Annotated in this window: 11 protein-coding genes and 1 pseudogene; 7 read left to right on the top strand and 5 right to left on the bottom strand. The window is 72.3% G+C overall.

All coding sequences use genetic code 11. The features are described 5' to 3' along the window. Positions 1-4 precede the first annotated feature (4 nt). From ACZ7DL_RS13635 to ACZ7DL_RS13620, 4 genes and pseudogenes are all read right to left on the bottom strand, one after another. Positions 5-2671 carry a GcvT family protein gene (locus ACZ7DL_RS13635; RefSeq protein ID WP_470774123.1) on the bottom strand — a complete coding sequence of 889 codons (2667 nt, stop codon included), beginning with the start codon at positions 2669-2671 and terminating at the stop codon, positions 5-7. 146 nt (positions 2672-2817) lie between these two features. Beyond that, positions 2818-2979 (bottom strand): annotated as a pseudogene (locus tag ACZ7DL_RS13630) (MBL fold metallo-hydrolase); the annotation flags it as partial. A 2-nt stretch (positions 2980-2981) separates the two neighbouring features. Then, positions 2982-4067, bottom strand: coding sequence for an S-(hydroxymethyl)mycothiol dehydrogenase (locus tag ACZ7DL_RS13625; protein WP_470774121.1), 1086 nt, complete (start codon positions 4065-4067; stop codon positions 2982-2984). 251 nt (positions 4068-4318) lie between these two features. After that, entirely contained in the window at positions 4319-5155 is an 837-nt protein-coding gene (locus ACZ7DL_RS13620) for an IclR family transcriptional regulator (RefSeq protein ID WP_470774120.1), read from the bottom strand. 301 nt (positions 5156-5456) lie between these two features. Between ACZ7DL_RS13620 and ACZ7DL_RS13615 the strand changes: the two genes are divergently transcribed. Further along, positions 5457-5780 carry a bifunctional 3-phenylpropionate/cinnamic acid dioxygenase ferredoxin subunit gene (locus ACZ7DL_RS13615; RefSeq protein WP_470774119.1) on the top strand — a complete coding sequence of 108 codons (324 nt, stop codon included), beginning with the start codon at positions 5457-5459 and terminating at the stop codon, positions 5778-5780. Between the two features lie 106 nt (positions 5781-5886). After that, the gene (locus ACZ7DL_RS13610; RefSeq protein WP_470774118.1) at positions 5887-7092 is read left to right on the top strand and encodes an NAD(P)/FAD-dependent oxidoreductase; all 1206 of its coding nucleotides are present in this window, start codon (positions 5887-5889) and stop codon (positions 7090-7092) included. A gap of 16 nt (positions 7093-7108) precedes the next feature. Here the strand turns inward: ACZ7DL_RS13610 and ACZ7DL_RS13605 are convergent, their stop codons facing one another. Next, positions 7109-7642: a hypothetical protein gene (locus tag ACZ7DL_RS13605; RefSeq protein ID WP_470774116.1), complete on the bottom strand. Its 534-nt coding sequence runs from the start codon at positions 7640-7642 to the stop codon at positions 7109-7111. A gap of 420 nt (positions 7643-8062) precedes the next feature. Between ACZ7DL_RS13605 and ACZ7DL_RS13600 the strand changes: the two genes are divergently transcribed. From ACZ7DL_RS13600 to ACZ7DL_RS13580, 5 genes are read left to right on the top strand one after another with little or no spacing between them, the layout of a single operon-like run. After that, positions 8063-10873 carry a sensor histidine kinase gene (locus ACZ7DL_RS13600; protein WP_470774114.1) on the top strand — a complete coding sequence of 937 codons (2811 nt, stop codon included), beginning with the start codon at positions 8063-8065 and terminating at the stop codon, positions 10871-10873. Further along, positions 10870-11304, top strand: a complete 435-nt coding sequence (locus ACZ7DL_RS13595) for a roadblock/LC7 domain-containing protein (RefSeq protein WP_470774112.1) — start codon at positions 10870-10872, stop codon at positions 11302-11304. The genes ACZ7DL_RS13600 and ACZ7DL_RS13595 overlap by 4 nt, the downstream gene beginning before the upstream one ends. A 9-nt stretch (positions 11305-11313) precedes the next feature. Further along, positions 11314-11709: a DUF742 domain-containing protein gene (locus tag ACZ7DL_RS13590; RefSeq protein WP_470774111.1), complete on the top strand. Its 396-nt coding sequence runs from the start codon at positions 11314-11316 to the stop codon at positions 11707-11709. Positions 11710-11733: 24 nt separating this feature from the next. After that, positions 11734-15372, top strand: a complete 3639-nt coding sequence (locus ACZ7DL_RS13585; RefSeq protein WP_470774109.1) for a hydantoinase B/oxoprolinase family protein — start codon at positions 11734-11736, stop codon at positions 15370-15372. Beyond that, positions 15353-15958 carry a GTP-binding protein gene (locus ACZ7DL_RS13580; RefSeq protein ID WP_470774108.1) on the top strand — a complete coding sequence of 202 codons (606 nt, stop codon included), beginning with the start codon at positions 15353-15355 and terminating at the stop codon, positions 15956-15958. The genes ACZ7DL_RS13585 and ACZ7DL_RS13580 overlap by 20 nt, the downstream gene beginning before the upstream one ends. Positions 15959-15977: the final 19 nt, after the last annotated feature.

Here is a 15977-nt window from a genome sequence, read left to right as displayed (position 1 = left end):
CCTCCTAGCGACGGATGCGGGTCATCTTCGGGTCGAACAGCGGCTCGTCGGCGACCGTGGCCGGGATCTTCTCGCCGAAGTACTCGATGTGCACGCCGGTACCGGTGGCGAGGCCGGCCGGCAGCCAGGCGTACGCGACACACCGGCCCAGCGTGTAGCCGTACGACGCGCTGGTCACGTAACCGGCCGGGGCGCCGAGGGGGCCGCCTCCCGGTCGAGCCGAGCCGAGAGCGGGGGAGTGGACCGGCTCCTTGCCGAGGACCACGGCGGCGGGGTCGTCCAGGAGCAGCGGGGTGAGCCGGCGGGAAGGGTCTCCCGCGCGCTGGAGTGCCGCCTTGCCGACGAAGTCCTCCTTGTCCATGCGGACCGCGAAGCCGAGGCCCGCCTCGAAGGGGGTGTGCTCGTCGGTCATGTCGGTGCCCCAGGCCCGGTACCCCTTCTCCAGCCGCAGGGAGTTGAAGGCGGAGCGGCCCGCGGCGACCACCCCCAGCTCCCGCCCGGCCTCCCACAGCGTGTCCCAGAGCCTGAGGCCCAGGTCGGCGCTGGTGTACAGCTCCCAGCCCAGCTCACCGACGTAGCTCAGGCGCATCGCCGTCACCGGCACATGACCGAGGTACGTCTGCTTCGCCCGGAAGTAGCCGAAACCCTCGTGGGAGAAGTCGTCGCCGGTCAGGGGCTGGACGAGGGCGCGGGCGAGGGGGCCCCAGACGCCGATGCAGCAGGTGCCGGAGGTGATGTCGCGGATCTGGACGTCGGTGGGCGCGTGGCGCAGCAGCCAGTCCAGGTCGGCGGGGGAGTTGGCGCCGATCTGGAAGCGGTCGGGGGCGAGACGGGCGACGGTGAGGTCGGAGCGGATGCCTCCGGTGTCGTCCAGGAGCAGGGTGTAGGTGACCGCGCCGGGTTTCTTGCGGAGGTTGTTGGTGGTCATGCGGTCGAGGAAGGCAAGGGCACCTGGGCCGGTCACCTCCAGGCGGCGCAGCGGGGTCATGTCGTACAGGGCGACTCTCTCGCGGGTGGCCTTCGCCTCGGCGGCGGCGATGGGGGACCAGTAGCGGGCCGACCAGGCGTCGCGCTCGGGCAGGTTGCCGAGGGTGTCCACGAGCGGCGCGTTCGCCTCGTACCAGTGCGGGCGCTCCCAGCCGGTGCCCTCCAGGAAGAAGGCGCCGAGCTGCTGCTGGCGGGCGTGGAACGGGCTGACCCGGAGCGGGCGGGGCTGTTCCATGGGCTGGAGAGGGTGCAGGACGTCGTACACCTCGACGAACTGTTGTGAACCGCGTTCACGGACGTACGACGGTGAACGCTGCGCTTCCTCGAATCGCGTGTGGTCGCACTCGTGTACGTCGATGGCCGGCCGCCCGTCCACCATCCACTCGGCCACCGCCTTCGCCACTCCGGCCGAGTGGGTCACCCAGACCGCCTCGGCCAGCCAGAAGCCCCGCAGCCGCCGGGCCTCGCCGAGCACGGGCATGCCGTCCGGCGTGAAGGCGAACACCCCGTTGAACCCGGTCTCGATCCCGGACGCCCGCAGCGCGGGCAGCAGCCGCCGGCAGTCCTCCCAGCTCGGCGCCCAGTCCTCGACGGTGAACGGATACGAGGACGGCATCTCCATCTCCCGGGCGCGCGCCTCGTCGTACGCCAGGACCGCGAACGGATCCACCGGCATCGGCCGGTGCGCGTACGAGCCGATCCCGATGCGGTCGGTGTGCTCGCGGAAGTACAGATCACGGTCCTGGAAGCGGAGGATCGGCCGCGTGGCCTCGGCCGTGGCGCCGCTCAGCTCGGGCAGCGGCCCGGTCTTGGCGTACTGGTGCGCGAGGGGCTGGAGCGGTACGTCGACGCCGGCCATGCGGCCGATGACGGGCCCCCAGAATCCGGCCGCCGAGACGACGTGGTCGGCCGGGAAGACGCCCCGGCCGGTGACGACCGCGGTGACCCGGCCGTCCTGCTGCTCGATGCCGGTGACCGTGTGCCGGTCCAGGAAGCGCGCGCCGCGGGCGATGGCCCGGTCCATCTGGGCGCGAGCCGCGAGCAGGGCTCGGGCCAGGCCGTCGTCCGGGGTGTGGAAGCCGCCGAGGACCACCGACTCGTCCAGCAGCGGCCAGAGTTCCTTGCACCGGGCCGTGCTCACGACCTCGCCGCGGATGCCCCAGGAGGCCGCGTAGCCGGCCCTGCGGTGCAGGTCGGCCAGGCGCTCGGGAGTGGTCGCGAGCTCGAGGCCGCCGACCTGGGCGAAGCAGGAGACGCCGTCGACCTCCAGGGAGCGGAACTTCTCGACGGTGTACTTGGCGAACTCCGCGAGGGTCTTCGACGGGCTGGTCTGGAAGACGAGCCCGGGGGCGTGCGAGGTGGAGCCGCCGGGGGCGGGCAGTGGGCCCTGTTCCAGGACGGTCACGTCCGTCCAGCCGCGCGCGGTCAGCTCGTCGGCGAGCGAACAGCCGACGATGCCGGCGCCGATGACGACGACGCGGGGGACTCGGGGGTGGGCGTCGGGCGTGCGGGGGCCGCTTGCGGGCGAGCGGGGGTGGTCTTCGGCGGGGCGGGGGTGGGTGTCGGGTGTGCGGCGGTGGTCTTGGGCGGGGCGCGGGCGGGCTTCGGGCGTGTGGGAGTGGTCGTCGGCCGGGCGGGGGTGGGCTTCCGGCGGGCCGGCGTGGTCTTCGGGCGTGCTGGACATGCCCCTCCTTGTGGTGGCGGGGATGGCAGGTGCGGGGGAGCCCCCTCGGGCGGGGACGCGGATGCCGGGGCAGCCGCTCAGGCGGCGGGGACGCTCGGCCGCTCGGCGGCGATCGACGTGTCGGGGCCGTGGCCGGTGCGGACGACGAGGGCGCGGTGGAGCGCCTCGGCGTCGTGCGCGGCGTCGACCACCAGCACCTCCTCGTCGTCACCGACCAGCCAGACGTTGTTGTCGACGTCGAACGTCCGACCGTCCAGGCTGAAGGTGCCGGAGGTGACGACCCGTTCGGCCTGTACGCTCCCGTGCACGCTCACAGGACCACCACCGAGCGCAGCACCTCACCGCGGTGCATCTTGCCGAACGCCTCCTCCACCTGGTCCAGGGCGATCGTCTCGGACACGAACGCGTTGAGGTCGAGCAGACCGTAGAGGTACTGGTCGATCAGGAAAGGGAAGTCCCGGCTCGGCAGACAGTCGCCGTACCAGGAGGACTTGACGGCGCCGCCGCGCGAGAAGACGTCGATCAGCGGGAGTTCGACCTTCGTCTCGGGTGCGGGGACCCCGACCTGGACCAGCAGGCCCGCGTGGTCGCGCATGTAGAAGGCATGGAGGAACGTCTCGGGACGGCCCACCGCGTCGATCGCGAGGTCCACCCCGTGACCGTCGGTCAGCTCCCGGACCGCCTCGACCGGATCGGTGCCCCGGGAGTTGACGGTGTGCGTGGCGCCGAACTTCTCCGCCTGGTCCAGCTTCTTGTCGTCGATGTCGACGGCGATCACCTTCATCGCGCCGTTCAGGCAGGCGCCCGCGATGGCCGCGTTGCCGACGCCGCCGCAGCCGATGACGGCGACCGAGTCACCGCGGCCGACGTTGCCGGTGTTGACGGCCGCGCCGTAACCGGCCATCACCCCGCAGCCGATGAGGCCGGCCGCCTCGGGCCGTGCGGCCGGGTCGATCTTCACCGCCTGGCCCGCCGCGACCAACGTCTTCTCGGCGAAGGCGCCGATGCCGAGGGCGTTGGTGAGCGGGGTGCCGTCCGGGAGTGTCATGGGCTGGGCGGCGTTGCGGGAGTCGAAGCAGTACCAGGGCCGCCCACGGCGGCAGGAGCGGCAGCCGCCGCAGGGCGCCCGCCAGGCCAGTACGACGTAGTCGCCGGGCTTCAGGTCGGTGACGCCCGGACCGACCGCCGAGATCGTGCCGGCCGCCTCGTGGCCCAGCAGGAACGGGAAGTCGTCGGTGATCGCCCCGTCCCGGTAGTGGAGATCCGTGTGGCACACCCCGCAGGCCTGCACGTCGACGAGCACCTCACCGGGTCCCGGATCGGGGACGACGATCGTCCGCACCTCCACGGGTGCGCCCTTCTTCACAGCGACTACGGCACGGACCTCGTGTGGCACGACAAGCTCCTCTGCTGTTGCGCATTGCACGATGGGTTGCGTGGTGGGGAACATCTTGAGAACCGCGTCACGGAGCCGTCAAGGGGTGCGCGTCAACCCTTGGTGAAAGGAACCTGTGGGGCGAAACCTCTCGGACACACGACGGCGCGGGACCGGAACCGCCCGGTCCCGCGCCATGGTTCGCGCGTGATGCGCACCGCGTGCGTGCCGAACGCGGGGTCAGGCGTGGCGCGCAGCCGTGCGTCAGGAGATCAGAATCCGTACCCCATCCGCCGGGAGAGCTCGGCGCCCGCCGCGACGGTCCGCTTGGCCACCTCCGGCAGCCGGTCGGCGTTGAGCCGGTAGACCGGCCCCGAGACGCTGATCGCAGCGATCACCTTGCCGTCGTGCGCGCGCACCGGAGCCGCGACGGCCGCGAGGCCCAGCTCCAGCTCCTCGTCCGTGACGCCGTAGCCCTGCTCGACCACGGCCGTCAGCTCGGCGCGCAGCATGCCGGCGCCGGTGATCGTACGGTCCGTGAACCGCGGCAACGGCCGTGCCAGCAGGCCCTCTCGCAGGGTCGGCGGCATGTGCGCGAGGAGCACCTTGCCGCTGGAGGTGGCGTGCAGCGGGGTGCGTCTGCCCAGCCAGTTCTGCGCGGTCACGGACGCGGTGCCGCGGGCCTGCATGATGTTGACGGCCGCGTCGTCGTCGAGCACGGCGATGTTGACGGTCTCGCCCAGTTCGTCGGCGACCTCCCGGCAGACCGGGACGCCCTCCTGGGAGATGTCGAGACGCACTGCCGCCGCCCCCGCCAGACGCAGTACGCCGGCCCCCAGGTAGTACTTCCCGCGGTCCTTGGCCTGGGCCACCAGGCCGCGGTTCTCCAGGACGCCGAGCAGCCGGAACGCCGTGGACTTGTGGACGTCCAGTTCCTCGGCGATCTCGGTGACGCCGGCCTCGCCGTGGCGGGCGAGGATCTCCAGCACGCTCACGGCGCGGTCCACCGACTGCACCGCACTGGCCGCTCCGCGGCCGTTCTGCCTCGGGGTCCCTGGGTTCTCCGTGGTCTCTGCGCTGCGGTCAGACTGCTTCTGCGTGCGGCTCATGGCTCAACTCTCACCACCTGTCGGCCCGGTTCGGGCCGCATCTGCGGGAAGCCCTTGACGCGACGGTCGTCCCGCCCGGATTCTGTTGCGCATAGCGCTGGATCGTGCGCCATACGAAACATCATGTTATCGAAGCGTCCGGATCCCGAAAGGGTGCCGGATCACCCGGACCGATGACGGTCCGCCACTCCCTTACCGCTTCACCGGGCCGGACCGACGAGGCTCCACGCGCCCGGCAGCATCCCTGACGCCTGCATCGAGCAGGTCCCGGACCGAGTGTCCCGGACCGAGAGGGGGGCCCGTGATTCCCGTCTGCCGCCTCGAAGACCTCCCCGAGGGCGAGTCCGTCCGCGTCGCGACCACGCCGCCGATCGCCGTGTTCCGCACCGACGACGGTGAGTTGTACGCCATCGACGACACCTGTACCCACCAGGACGCGTCCCTCTCCGAGGGCTGGCTGGAGGGCTGCCTGGTCGAGTGCCCGCTGCACGCGGCCTCCTTCGACCTGCGCACCGGTGAACCGACCTGCCTGCCGGCCCGGCGCCCCGTCCGGACCCATCGCGTCACCGTGGAGGACGGCGTCGTCCACGTCCACCTCACCGCGGAGGAAGGCACGGCCGCATGAACACCGCCAAGCATCGGCCCGCCGCCTCCACCGGCCCCGTCCGCCCGCCCGCTGCGGCACCGGCCCGCCCCCACCGCCCCACCCCCGACGCCGGGAGCCGCGCCGTATGAGGACCGTGACCATCGTCGGCGCCTCCCTCTCCGGGCTCTACGCCGCCCGGGAACTACGCGCCCAGGGCTTCGACGGCAGACTCGTGATCGTCGGCGAGGAACCCCACCGCCCCTATGACCGCCCTCCTCTCTCCAAGGACTTCCTCACCGGCCACGCCGACGAGGACCGGCTGGCCCTCACCGACGCCGACGACACCGCCGGACTCGACGCCGAGTGGCTGCTCGGCACCCGCGCCCGCGGGCTCGACCCCCGCGGCCGCACCGTCCTCCTCGGCGACGGCCGTACGGTGTCCACCGACGGCGTCGTCATCGCCACCGGAGCCGCCGCCCGCCGGCTGCCGGGCGACAGCCTCGCCGGTGTCCACACCCTGCGCACCCTGGACGACGCCCGCGCCCTGCGCGCCGACCTCGCCCGAGGACCCCGCCGCGTCGTCGTCATCGGCGGCGGCTTCATCGGCGCCGAGACCGCCTCCTCGTGCGCCCGGCTCGGCCACACGGTCACGGTGGTCGAGGCCGCCCCGCTGCCGCTCGTGCCCCAACTCGGCACCCGGATGGCGGCGGTGTGCGCCGCCCTGCACCGCCGGGGCGGTGCGGAGCTGGTCACCGGAACCGGCGTGGCCGCGCTCCGGGGCACCCCCACCGTCACCGGAGTCGACCTCACCGACGGCCGCACCCTGCCCGCCGACATCGTGATCGTCGGCATCGGCGCCCAGCCCAACACGGCCTGGCTGGCGGGCTCCACCCTCGCTCTGCACGACGGTGTGCTGTGCGACGACGGCTGTGTGACCGCGCTGCCCCAGGTGGTCGCGGTCGGTGACGTCGCCCGTGTCGGCGGCACCCGGGCCGAGCACTGGACCTCCGCCACCGAGCAGCCCCGCGCCGCCGTGACCAACCTGCTGGCCGGCCGTACCCGCGCGACCGCCCGCACGGTGCCGTACTTCTGGTCCGACCAGTACGGCTCCCGGATCCAGTTCGCGGGCCGGTACCGCGAGGGCGACACCGTCCACCTCGCCGAGGGCGAGATCACCGACGACAGCGTCCCCGGTGAGGCCGGCTTCCTCGCCCGCTACGAACGGGACGGCCGTACCGTCGCCGTCCTCGCAGTGGACCGGTCCCGCGCGTTCCTGCGGGCCCGGCGCGAACTCCAAGAGGACCAACGGCGGCGAGAGGAACGGCAGCCGGTGGAACCGGCCGCGCTGTGACGGGCCGTCCGCCGGGTCAGGAGTGCGACAGCTGTCCGGCGCCGCCGCGGCGGCGTATCCGCTCCTGCTTCCGCAGGGCCGACCGCTCCTGGCGCCGGCGGGACCGGCGCTCGCGGCGGAGGGCCCGGGCCGTGCTGCTCGGCTCTGAGACCACCCCGTACCGCTGGTTCCACACCTGGCGGGTCACCCACACATCGACCACGGCCCAAGTGGCCACCACCGTGCTCGCCACACCGCTGATCACCATCGGGAACGCCAGCCAGGACCCGGCCAGCGTGCACAGGAACGCGACCATCGCCTGAATCAGCGTCACCGCTATGACGAGGACCGCCCGCACCGCCGCCGTACGCACCGGATCGGGCATCGGATGCCGGCGCGCGGGCTCCTCCACCCACAGTGGTCGGTAGCCCTGCCGCTGTTCACCGCCGGCGGACTCCCCGGCGTGCTCGGCCACCGGAATGTCCCGATCCAACTCCTCCTTGTCCCACCGCGCCTGTGAGCGCTCCGCCACGCTCTCGTCGGGCGCCCTGCGCCGCTCCGCCGTGCCCATCACCGTGTCACTCCCCACCGCCAGCAGACCGCTCGCCCCCGGCAATCGACGACCCCGACTCCCCAGTGGCTGCCCGGCATGCGCTGTTTTACGCCGCCCGGGTGCGGCACGCGGCTCCTGTGGCCCATTCCGCCCCCATCTCCCACAGAGAAGGACGAACGAGACGGCGCGAAGATTCCCAACCGGCGAAAAGTTCCGGCCAACCGCCTCTCGGCGAGGCTGCCGCGGGGGCCGGTGGGGGCGCCCGGATCGCGGTGGCAATCTCCCCCAATGCCCGGACAACTCGCCATGTCTCGCCGCCGGTGCGGAAGTTCACCCTCCGGACATGTCTTCGAGTTAACTGTGAGGCGGTAGTAGGCTCGCGCCGTTTGTAGACGGACATGAACACCCCCGCCGGCGGGGGTCGAGCTGGGGGAGGCCATGCGCTTTCGCGGAAAGTCGATCCGCCGGAAGATCGTGGCGCTGCTTCTCGTGCCGCTGGTGTCCCTGACCGCCGTCTGGGGCTTCGCCACGGTACTCACCGGGCGTGAAGTCACCCAGCTGTTCCGCGTCTCCGACGTCGTCGAGGACATCGGCTACCCCACCGAGGACACCGTCCGCGTCCTGCAGCAGGAGCGCCGCCAGACCCTCGTCTACCTCGCCGACCCCCGGGCCTCCACGGCTCTTTCCGGGCTGCACCGCACCCGCACCGCCACCGACCGGGCGATCACCACGATCCGCGACAACGCCAGGGACCATGACCTCCGGGCCGGCATGGACGCGGAGGACAGTGAGCACCTGACCACCGTCCTGGACGCCTTCGACGGACTCGACTCCCTGCGCCGCAGCGTCGAACAGGGCACCGTCACCCGCGCCCAGGCGCTCGACCGCTACAACCGCCTCGTCGACCCCTGTTACGCGCTGCTCGCCTCCCTCGAAGGCATCGACGACATCGAGGTCGACAAGCAGGCCCGCGCCCTGGTCGACATCACCCGCGCCCGCGAACTCCTCTCCCGCGAGGACGCCCTCCTCGGCTCCTCCCTCGTCGTCGGCCGGCTCACCCACGGCGAGACGCGCGCCATCTCCGACCTCGTCGCCCAGCGCACCCTCCTCTACGACATCAGCCTGCCGCTGCTGCCCGCCGCGGAGCGCGAACGCTACGAACGCTTCTGGCGCGACGCCACCACCGCCCCGCTGCGCGAGGCCGAACAGGCCGTCATCGCCGCGGACTCCGGCACCCCCCGCGAGGTCAGCGCGAAGCGCTGGGACTCCGCCGCGGCAACCGTCCTGGACGAACTCGGCGACCTGGACGACCAGGCGGGTGACCGCCTCCAGGACCGCGTGCGCCCCGTGGCCGTGGGCGTCATCGTGCAGGCGGCCGTCGCGGGTCTGCTCGGACTGGTCGCACTGCTGCTCTCCGTCGTCCTCTCCATCCGGGTCGGCCGCTCCCTCATCCGTGACCTGCGCCAGCTGCGCCTGGAGGCCCACGAGGCATCCGGCGTCCGGCTGCCCAGCGTGATGCGCAGGCTGTCCGCAGGGGAACAGGTCGACGTCGAGACCGAAGTCCCGCGCCTGGAGTACGACAAGAACGAGATCGGCGAGGTCGGGCAGGCTCTCAACACCCTCCAGCGCGCGGCCGTCGAGGCCGCCGTCAAGCAGGCCGAGCTGCGGGCCGGCGTCTCCGAGGTCTTCGTCAACCTCGCCCGCCGCAGCCAGGTGCTGCTGCACAAGCAGCTCACGCTGCTCGACACCATGGAGCGCAGGACCGAGGACACCGACGAACTCGCCGATCTGTTCCGCCTGGACCACCTCACCACCCGCATGCGCCGGCACGCCGAGGGCCTGGTGATCCTCTCCGGCGCCGCCCCCTCCCGGCAGTGGCGCCGACCCGTACAGCTGATGGACGTCGTCCGCGCCTCCGTCGCGGAGGTCGAGGACTACGAGCGCATCGAGGTCAGGCGCCTGCCGCGTATCGCCGTCACCGGACCCGCCGTCGCCGACCTCACCCATCTCGTGGCCGAACTCCTGGAGAACGCCACCGTCTTCTCACCCCCGCACACCGCCGTCCAGGTCCTCGGCGAGCGGGTCGCCAACGGCTTCACCCTGGAGATCCACGACCGGGGGCTCGGCATGACGGCCGAGGCACTCCTGGACGCCAATCTGCGCCTCGCCGAGACCCCCGAGTTCGAACTCTCCGACACCGACCGGCTCGGCCTGTTCGTGGTCAGCCGTCTCGCCCAGCGCCAGAACGTCCGGGTCTCCCTCCAGCCGTCGCCGTACGGCGGCACCACCGCCGTCGTGTTCATCCCCGACGCGCTGCTGAGCGACGACGTCCCGGACACCAACGGCATCGGCTTCCGGCTCGACCGGGAGCGCCCGGCGAAGGGCACCGAGCAGGCGGTGGGCCGTGGGCGGTCCCAGGCACCATTGCAGCTGCCCGGCCTGCCGACCTCCCTGCTGGACGGCCCGGTCGAGCTGGAGGCGCCCGTGGATCTCGACGCGCTGGACGACTTCACCGGCGCGCTCGGGGACGAGGACAGCGAACGCGGCGGTCTGTTCCGCGCTCGCCGCCCCCGTCCGGGCGACGACCAGCCGGCCGCTCCGTCGGCCGACCGGCTGCCCCGCGACGAGACCGCTGCTCGCGGACCCGTACCCCTGCCCCGGCGGCAGACGCCCAAGCTGGTCAGCTCGCACGGCAAGCCCGTCACCGACCAGCGGTCCCGCCGCGGTGAACCGGACCCGGAGCCCGACGCCGCCGCGCCCACCTCCGACACGAGCGGGCCGGCCCCGCTGCCGGCTCGCCGCCGGGGTACGGCCTCCCGGCGCAGCGCCGGACTCACCGACCGCGCCGAGGACCGCACCGCGCGCCCGGCCGACGGCGCCGCCGAGACACCCGGAGCTCCGGCCCTGCCGAGGCGGACCCGGCCCGAGGCACCCGGCGCCGGCATCCCGACGGACACAGCACCGTCCCGCCGCGGCACGGCCGCACCCGCCGGTGACAGGGCCCCCGAACCGGACACCGGGACGTTGCCCCGGCGCATACGCCAGGCCAGTCTGGCCCCCCAGCTCAAGCGCGACACCGAACGGCGCGCTGAGCGCGCGGCCGAGCCCGCCGACCGCGATGCCGACGAGGTCCGCAGCCGGATGGCCTCCCTCCAGCGCGGCTGGCAGCGCGGCCGGGAGGAGAACGCCGCGGGCGACGGGGCCCGCAACGGCACAGCACAGGGAACGACTAAGGGGGACGGTCGATGACCGCACCGAAGGCGACCGGCCACACGGCGACGAACAACGGGGAACTGAACTGGCTCCTGGACGACCTGGTCGACCGGGTCGCCAGCATCCGCAAGGCCGTCATCCTGTCCGGCGACGGACTGCCCACGGGCGTGTCCAAGGACCTGACCAGGGAGGACAGCGAGCATCTGGCCGCCGTGGCGTCCGGCTTCCACAGCCTCGCCAAGGGCGTGGGCCGCCACTTCGACGCGGGCAGCGTCCGGCAGACGGTGGTCGAGCTGGACGACGCCTTCCTCTTCGTCACCGCCGCCGGGGACGGCAGCTGCCTCGCCGTCCTCTCGGACGCCGACTCCGACGTCGGACAGGTCGCCTACGAGATGACGCTCCTGGTCAAGCGGGTCGGCGTGCATCTGGGCACCGCTCCGCGCACCGATCTGCCCGCAGGCGGGTAGTGGGATGTCATGAGCGGAGACGGTCAGGAAAGAAGCCACTGGTTCGACGACGAGGCCGGACCGGTCGTCCGTCCGTACGCCATGACGCGCGGCCGCACCACGAGTGCGGCCCAGCACCGCCTCGATCTGATCGCGGTGGTCGTCACCGAGCCCGATGCCGGCGACCCGGAATCGGATCCGACGCTGGCCCCCGAACACATGGAGATCGTCGGACTCTGCCAGGACGCACCGCAGTCGGTCGCCGAACTCGCCGCGGAACTCGACCTGCCCATCGGCGTGGTCCGCGTCCTCGTCGGCGACCTCGTGCACGCGGAACTCGTCCATGTGAACCGTCCGGTCCCCCCGGCCGAGCTGCCGGACGAGAGTATTCTGCGCGACGTGATCAACGGCCTCCGGGCGCTGTGACCGGCGCGGAAGCGGGGTAGCGACGTGACTGGCTGGCAGTTCTGGGTCGACCGGGGCGGCACCTTCACCGACATCGTCGCGCGCCGCCCGGACGGCCGGCTGCTCACACACAAGCTGCTGTCGGAGAACCCGGCCCGGTACTCCGACGCGGCCGTGGCCGGTGTGCGCGCACTCCTCGGCGGCTCCCGGGAGCCCATCGAGGCCGTCCGCATGGGCACCACGGTCGCCACCAACGCCCTGCTGGAGCACAAGGGCGAGCGCACCGTCCTGGTCGTCACCCGCGGCTTCCGCGACGCCCTGCGCATCGCCTACCAGAACCGCCCCCGCATCTTCGCCCGCCGTATCGAGCTGCCCGGACTGCTCCACGAACGGGTCGTGGAGGTGGACGAACGCCTCGCCGCCGACGGCACCGTTCTGCGCGTCCCGGACCTGGACGCCCTCGCCGGACCGCTCCGGGAGGCGTACGACGACGGGATCCGCGCGGTCGCCGTCGTCTGCCTGCACAGCCACCTCCACCCCGCCCACGAACGCGCCGTCGGTGAACTCGCCGCCCGTATCGGCTTCCCGCAGATCTCGCTCTCCAGCGAGGTCAGCCCGCTGATGAAGCTCGTCCCGCGCGGGGACACCGCCGTGGTGGACGCCTACCTCTCGCCCGTGCTGCGCCGCTACGTGCGGCACATCGCCGACGAACTGCGAGGCGTGCGGCTGATGTTCATGCAGTCCAACGGCGGGCTGACGGAGGCCGGCCAGTTCCGCGGCAAGGACGCCATCCTCTCCGGGCCGGCCGGCGGCATCGTCGGCATGGCCCGCATGTCGCAGCGCGCCGGCTTCGACCGCGTCATCGGCTTCGACATGGGCGGCACGTCCACCGACGTCTCGCACTTCGCCGGTGAGTACGAGCGCGTGTTCACCACGCAGATCGCGGGAGTCCGGCTGCGCGCCCCCATGCTGGACATCCACACGGTCGCCGCCGGCGGCGGCTCCGTCCTGCACTTCGACGGCTCCCGTTACCGGGTCGGCCCCGACTCGGCCGGCGCCGACCCCGGTCCCGCCTGCTACCGCGCCGGCGGCCCGCTCACCGTCACCGACGCCAACGTCATGCTCGGCCGCATCCAGCCCGGCCACTTTCCCGCCGTGTTCGGACCCGGCGGCGACCAGCCACTGGACGCCGCCCTCGTCGGTGACCGGTTCACCGCCCTCGCGCGCGAGATCCACGAACGCACCGGCGACGACCGCACCCCGGAACAGGTGGCCGAGGGCTACCTCCGGATCGCCGTCGCCAACATCGCCAACGCCGTGAAACGGATCTCCGTCCAGAAAGGCCACGACGTCACCCGCTACGCCCTCACCACGTTCGGCGGGGCGGGCGGCCAGCACGCGTGCCGGGTCGCCGAATCCCTCGGTATCCGCACCGTCCTCGTACCCCCCATGGCCGGCGTCCTCTCCGCGCTCGGCATCGGCCTCGCCGACACAACGGCCATGCGCGAACACTCCGTAGAGGCACCCCTGGAAGCCGCTGCCCTGCCCGGCATCCGCAAGACGGCCGACGACCTGGAAGCCGCCGCGCGGGCCGAACTCCGCGCCGAGGACGTCCCGCAGGACCGGATCCACGTCACCCGCCGCGCCCAGCTCCGCTACGACGGCACCGACACCACCCTCACCGTCGAGCTGACCGAGCCCGACGCCATGCGCCATGCCTTCGAAGAACGTCATCGCGCCACGTACTCCTTCACCCTCGACCGCCCCGTCGTCGTGGAAGCCCTCTCCGTCGAAGCCACCGGCATCACCGCACCCCCCGATCTCTCCGCCCTCGCCCCGTACGAGGGCCGCCCCTGCCCGCCCGGCACCGTCCGCCTCCACACCGGCGGCGCCTGGCGCGACGTACCCCTCCACCGCCGGGAGGCCCTTCCCCCCGGCGAGACCGTCACCGGACCCGCGATCATCACGGAGGCCGGCGCGACGACCGTCGTCGACGACGGCTGGCGGGCCGCCGCGACCGATGACGGGCATCTGCTCATGGAACGCACGGCGATTACGCAGAGTTCCGATCTCGACACAGAAGCCGATCCCGTTCTGCTCGAGGTCTTCAACAACCTCTTCATGTCGATCGCCGAACAGATGGGCGCCCGGCTGGAGTCCACTGCCCAGTCCGTGAACATCAAGGAGCGGCTGGACTTCTCCTGCGCGCTGTTCGACCCGGACGGAAACCTGGTGGCCAACGCGCCCCACATCCCCGTCCACCTGGGCTCCATGGGCACCAGCGTCAAAGAGGTCATCCGCCGCCGCGGCAGCGCCATCCGGCCGGGCGACACCTACGCCGTCAACGACCCGTACCACGGCGGCACGCACCTGCCGGACGTCACCGTGATCACCCCCGTCTTCGACGCCGACCGGGCGACGGACACCCGCAGTGAGCCGCGGATCCTCTTCTACGTGGCCTCACGCGGCCACCACGCCGAGATCGGCGGCATCGCCCCCGGCTCGATGCCGGCCCACAGCCGCACCATCGAGGAGGAGGGCGTCCTCTTCGACAACTGGCTCCTCGCCGAGAACGGCCGCTTCCGCGAGGAGGAGACACGCCGTCTGCTCACCGAGGCCGCGTACCCGTCCAGGAACCCGCGCACCAACCTCGCCGACCTGCGCGCCCAGATCGCCGCCAATCAAAAGGGCGTCGACGAGGTCCGCCGGATGATCGAGGAGTTCGGCCTCGACGTCGTCCAGGCCTACATGCAGCACGTACAGGACAACGCCGAGGAGGCCGTCCGCCGCGTCATCGACGTCCTGGACGACGGGGAGTACGCCTACGAGACCGACGCCGGTGCCGTCATCCGGGTCCGCGTCCGTGTCGACCGCACCGAGCGCCGGGCGACCATCGACTTCACCGGCACCTCCGCGCAGCTCTCCACCAACTTCAACGCGCCGTTCGCGGTCGTCAACGCGGCCGTCCTGTACGTCTTCCGCACGCTGGTCGCCGACGACATCCCGCTCAACGACGGCTGCCTGCGCCCACTGGACATCATCGTTCCGCCCGGCTCGATGCTCGCTCCCGAGCCGCCCGCCGCCGTCGTCGCCGGAAACGTCGAGACCTCGCAGGCCATCACCGGCGCCCTCTATGCCGCGCTCGGCGTTCAGGCCGAGGGCTCCGGCACCATGAACAACGTCACCTTCGGCAACGAACACCACCAGTACTACGAAACCGTGGCCTCCGGATCCGGAGCGGGCGACGGATTCCCCGGCGCCGACGTCGTGCAGACCCATATGACCAACTCCCGGCTCACCGACCCGGAGATTCTGGAGTGGCGGCTGCCGGTCAGGCTCGAGGAGTTCGCCGTCCGGCGGGGCAGCGGCGGCGCCGGACGGTGGCGCGGCGGCGCCGGCGCCGTGCGCCGCATCCGGTTCCTCGAACCGATGACCGTCTCCACGCTCTCCCAGCACCGCCGCGTGCCCCCGTACGGCATGGCCGGCGGCGCCCCCGGCGCGCTCGGCGCCAACCGGGTGGAGCGTGCCGACGGCACGGTCACCGACCTCGGCGGCAGCGGCTCGGCCGACGTCGGTCCCGGCGACGTACTCGTCATCGAGACCCCCGGTGGCGGCGGCTACGGCCGACCGTCGCCCGACCCCCATCAAGCAGGAGAAGAGATCGATGATCTTCGGGCGTTCTGAGCGCGGCAAACCCCCGGTCGAGCCCGTCACGCTCAAGATCCTGGTGGCCGGCGGCTTCGGCGTGGGCAAGACGACCCTCGTCGCAGCGGTCAGCGAGATCAGGCCGCTGCGCACCGAGGAGCTGCTCACCGAGGCCGGGCGGCCCGTCGACGACACCAGCGGTGTGGAGGGCAAGCACACCACCACGGTGGCCATGGACTTCGGCCGCATCACCCTGCGCGAGGACCTGGTGCTCTACCTCTTCGGCACGCCCGGGCAGGAACGGTTCTGGTTCATGTGGGACGAGCTGTCCGAGGGCGCGCTCGGCGCCGTCGTCCTCGCCGACACGCGCCGCCTGGAGGACTGCTTCGCCGCCGTCGACTACTTCGAGCGGCGTTCCATACCCTTCCTGGTCGGGGTCAACTGCTTCGACGGAGCCGCCCGGTACCCCGCCGAGACGGTCCGCCAGGCCCTCGACCTGGATGACGACGTGCCCGTCCTGCTCTGCGACGCCCGTGACCGGGAGTCGGTCAAGGAGGTGCTCATCGGGCTCGTCCAGCACGCGATGGACTACGCGGCCGACCGCCGTCAGGCCGTCGTCGGCTGACCGGCCGGCACGGACCGTT

The sequence above is a fragment of the Streptomyces sp. NPDC036984 genome (assembly GCF_055607665.1).
This window is presented reverse-complemented; position numbering and strand designations above follow the sequence as displayed.

Coding starts and splice junctions, on each gene's coding strand:
- ACZ7DL_RS13635 (WP_470774123.1), bottom strand. CDS start 2,671: ATGTCCAGCACGCCCGAAGACCACGCCGGCCCGCCGGAAGCCCACCCC.
- ACZ7DL_RS13620 (WP_470774120.1), bottom strand. CDS start 5,155: ATGAGCCGCACGCAGAAGCAGTCTGACCGCAGCGCAGAGACCACGGAG.
- ACZ7DL_RS13610 (WP_470774118.1), top strand. CDS start 5,887: ATGAGGACCGTGACCATCGTCGGCGCCTCCCTCTCCGGGCTCTACGCC.
- ACZ7DL_RS13605 (WP_470774116.1), bottom strand. CDS start 7,642: ATGGGCACGGCGGAGCGGCGCAGGGCGCCCGACGAGAGCGTGGCGGAG.
- ACZ7DL_RS13600 (WP_470774114.1), top strand. CDS start 8,063: ATGCGCTTTCGCGGAAAGTCGATCCGCCGGAAGATCGTGGCGCTGCTT.
- ACZ7DL_RS13595 (WP_470774112.1), top strand. CDS start 10,870: ATGACCGCACCGAAGGCGACCGGCCACACGGCGACGAACAACGGGGAA.
- ACZ7DL_RS13590 (WP_470774111.1), top strand. CDS start 11,314: ATGAGCGGAGACGGTCAGGAAAGAAGCCACTGGTTCGACGACGAGGCC.
- ACZ7DL_RS13580 (WP_470774108.1), top strand. CDS start 15,353: ATGATCTTCGGGCGTTCTGAGCGCGGCAAACCCCCGGTCGAGCCCGTC.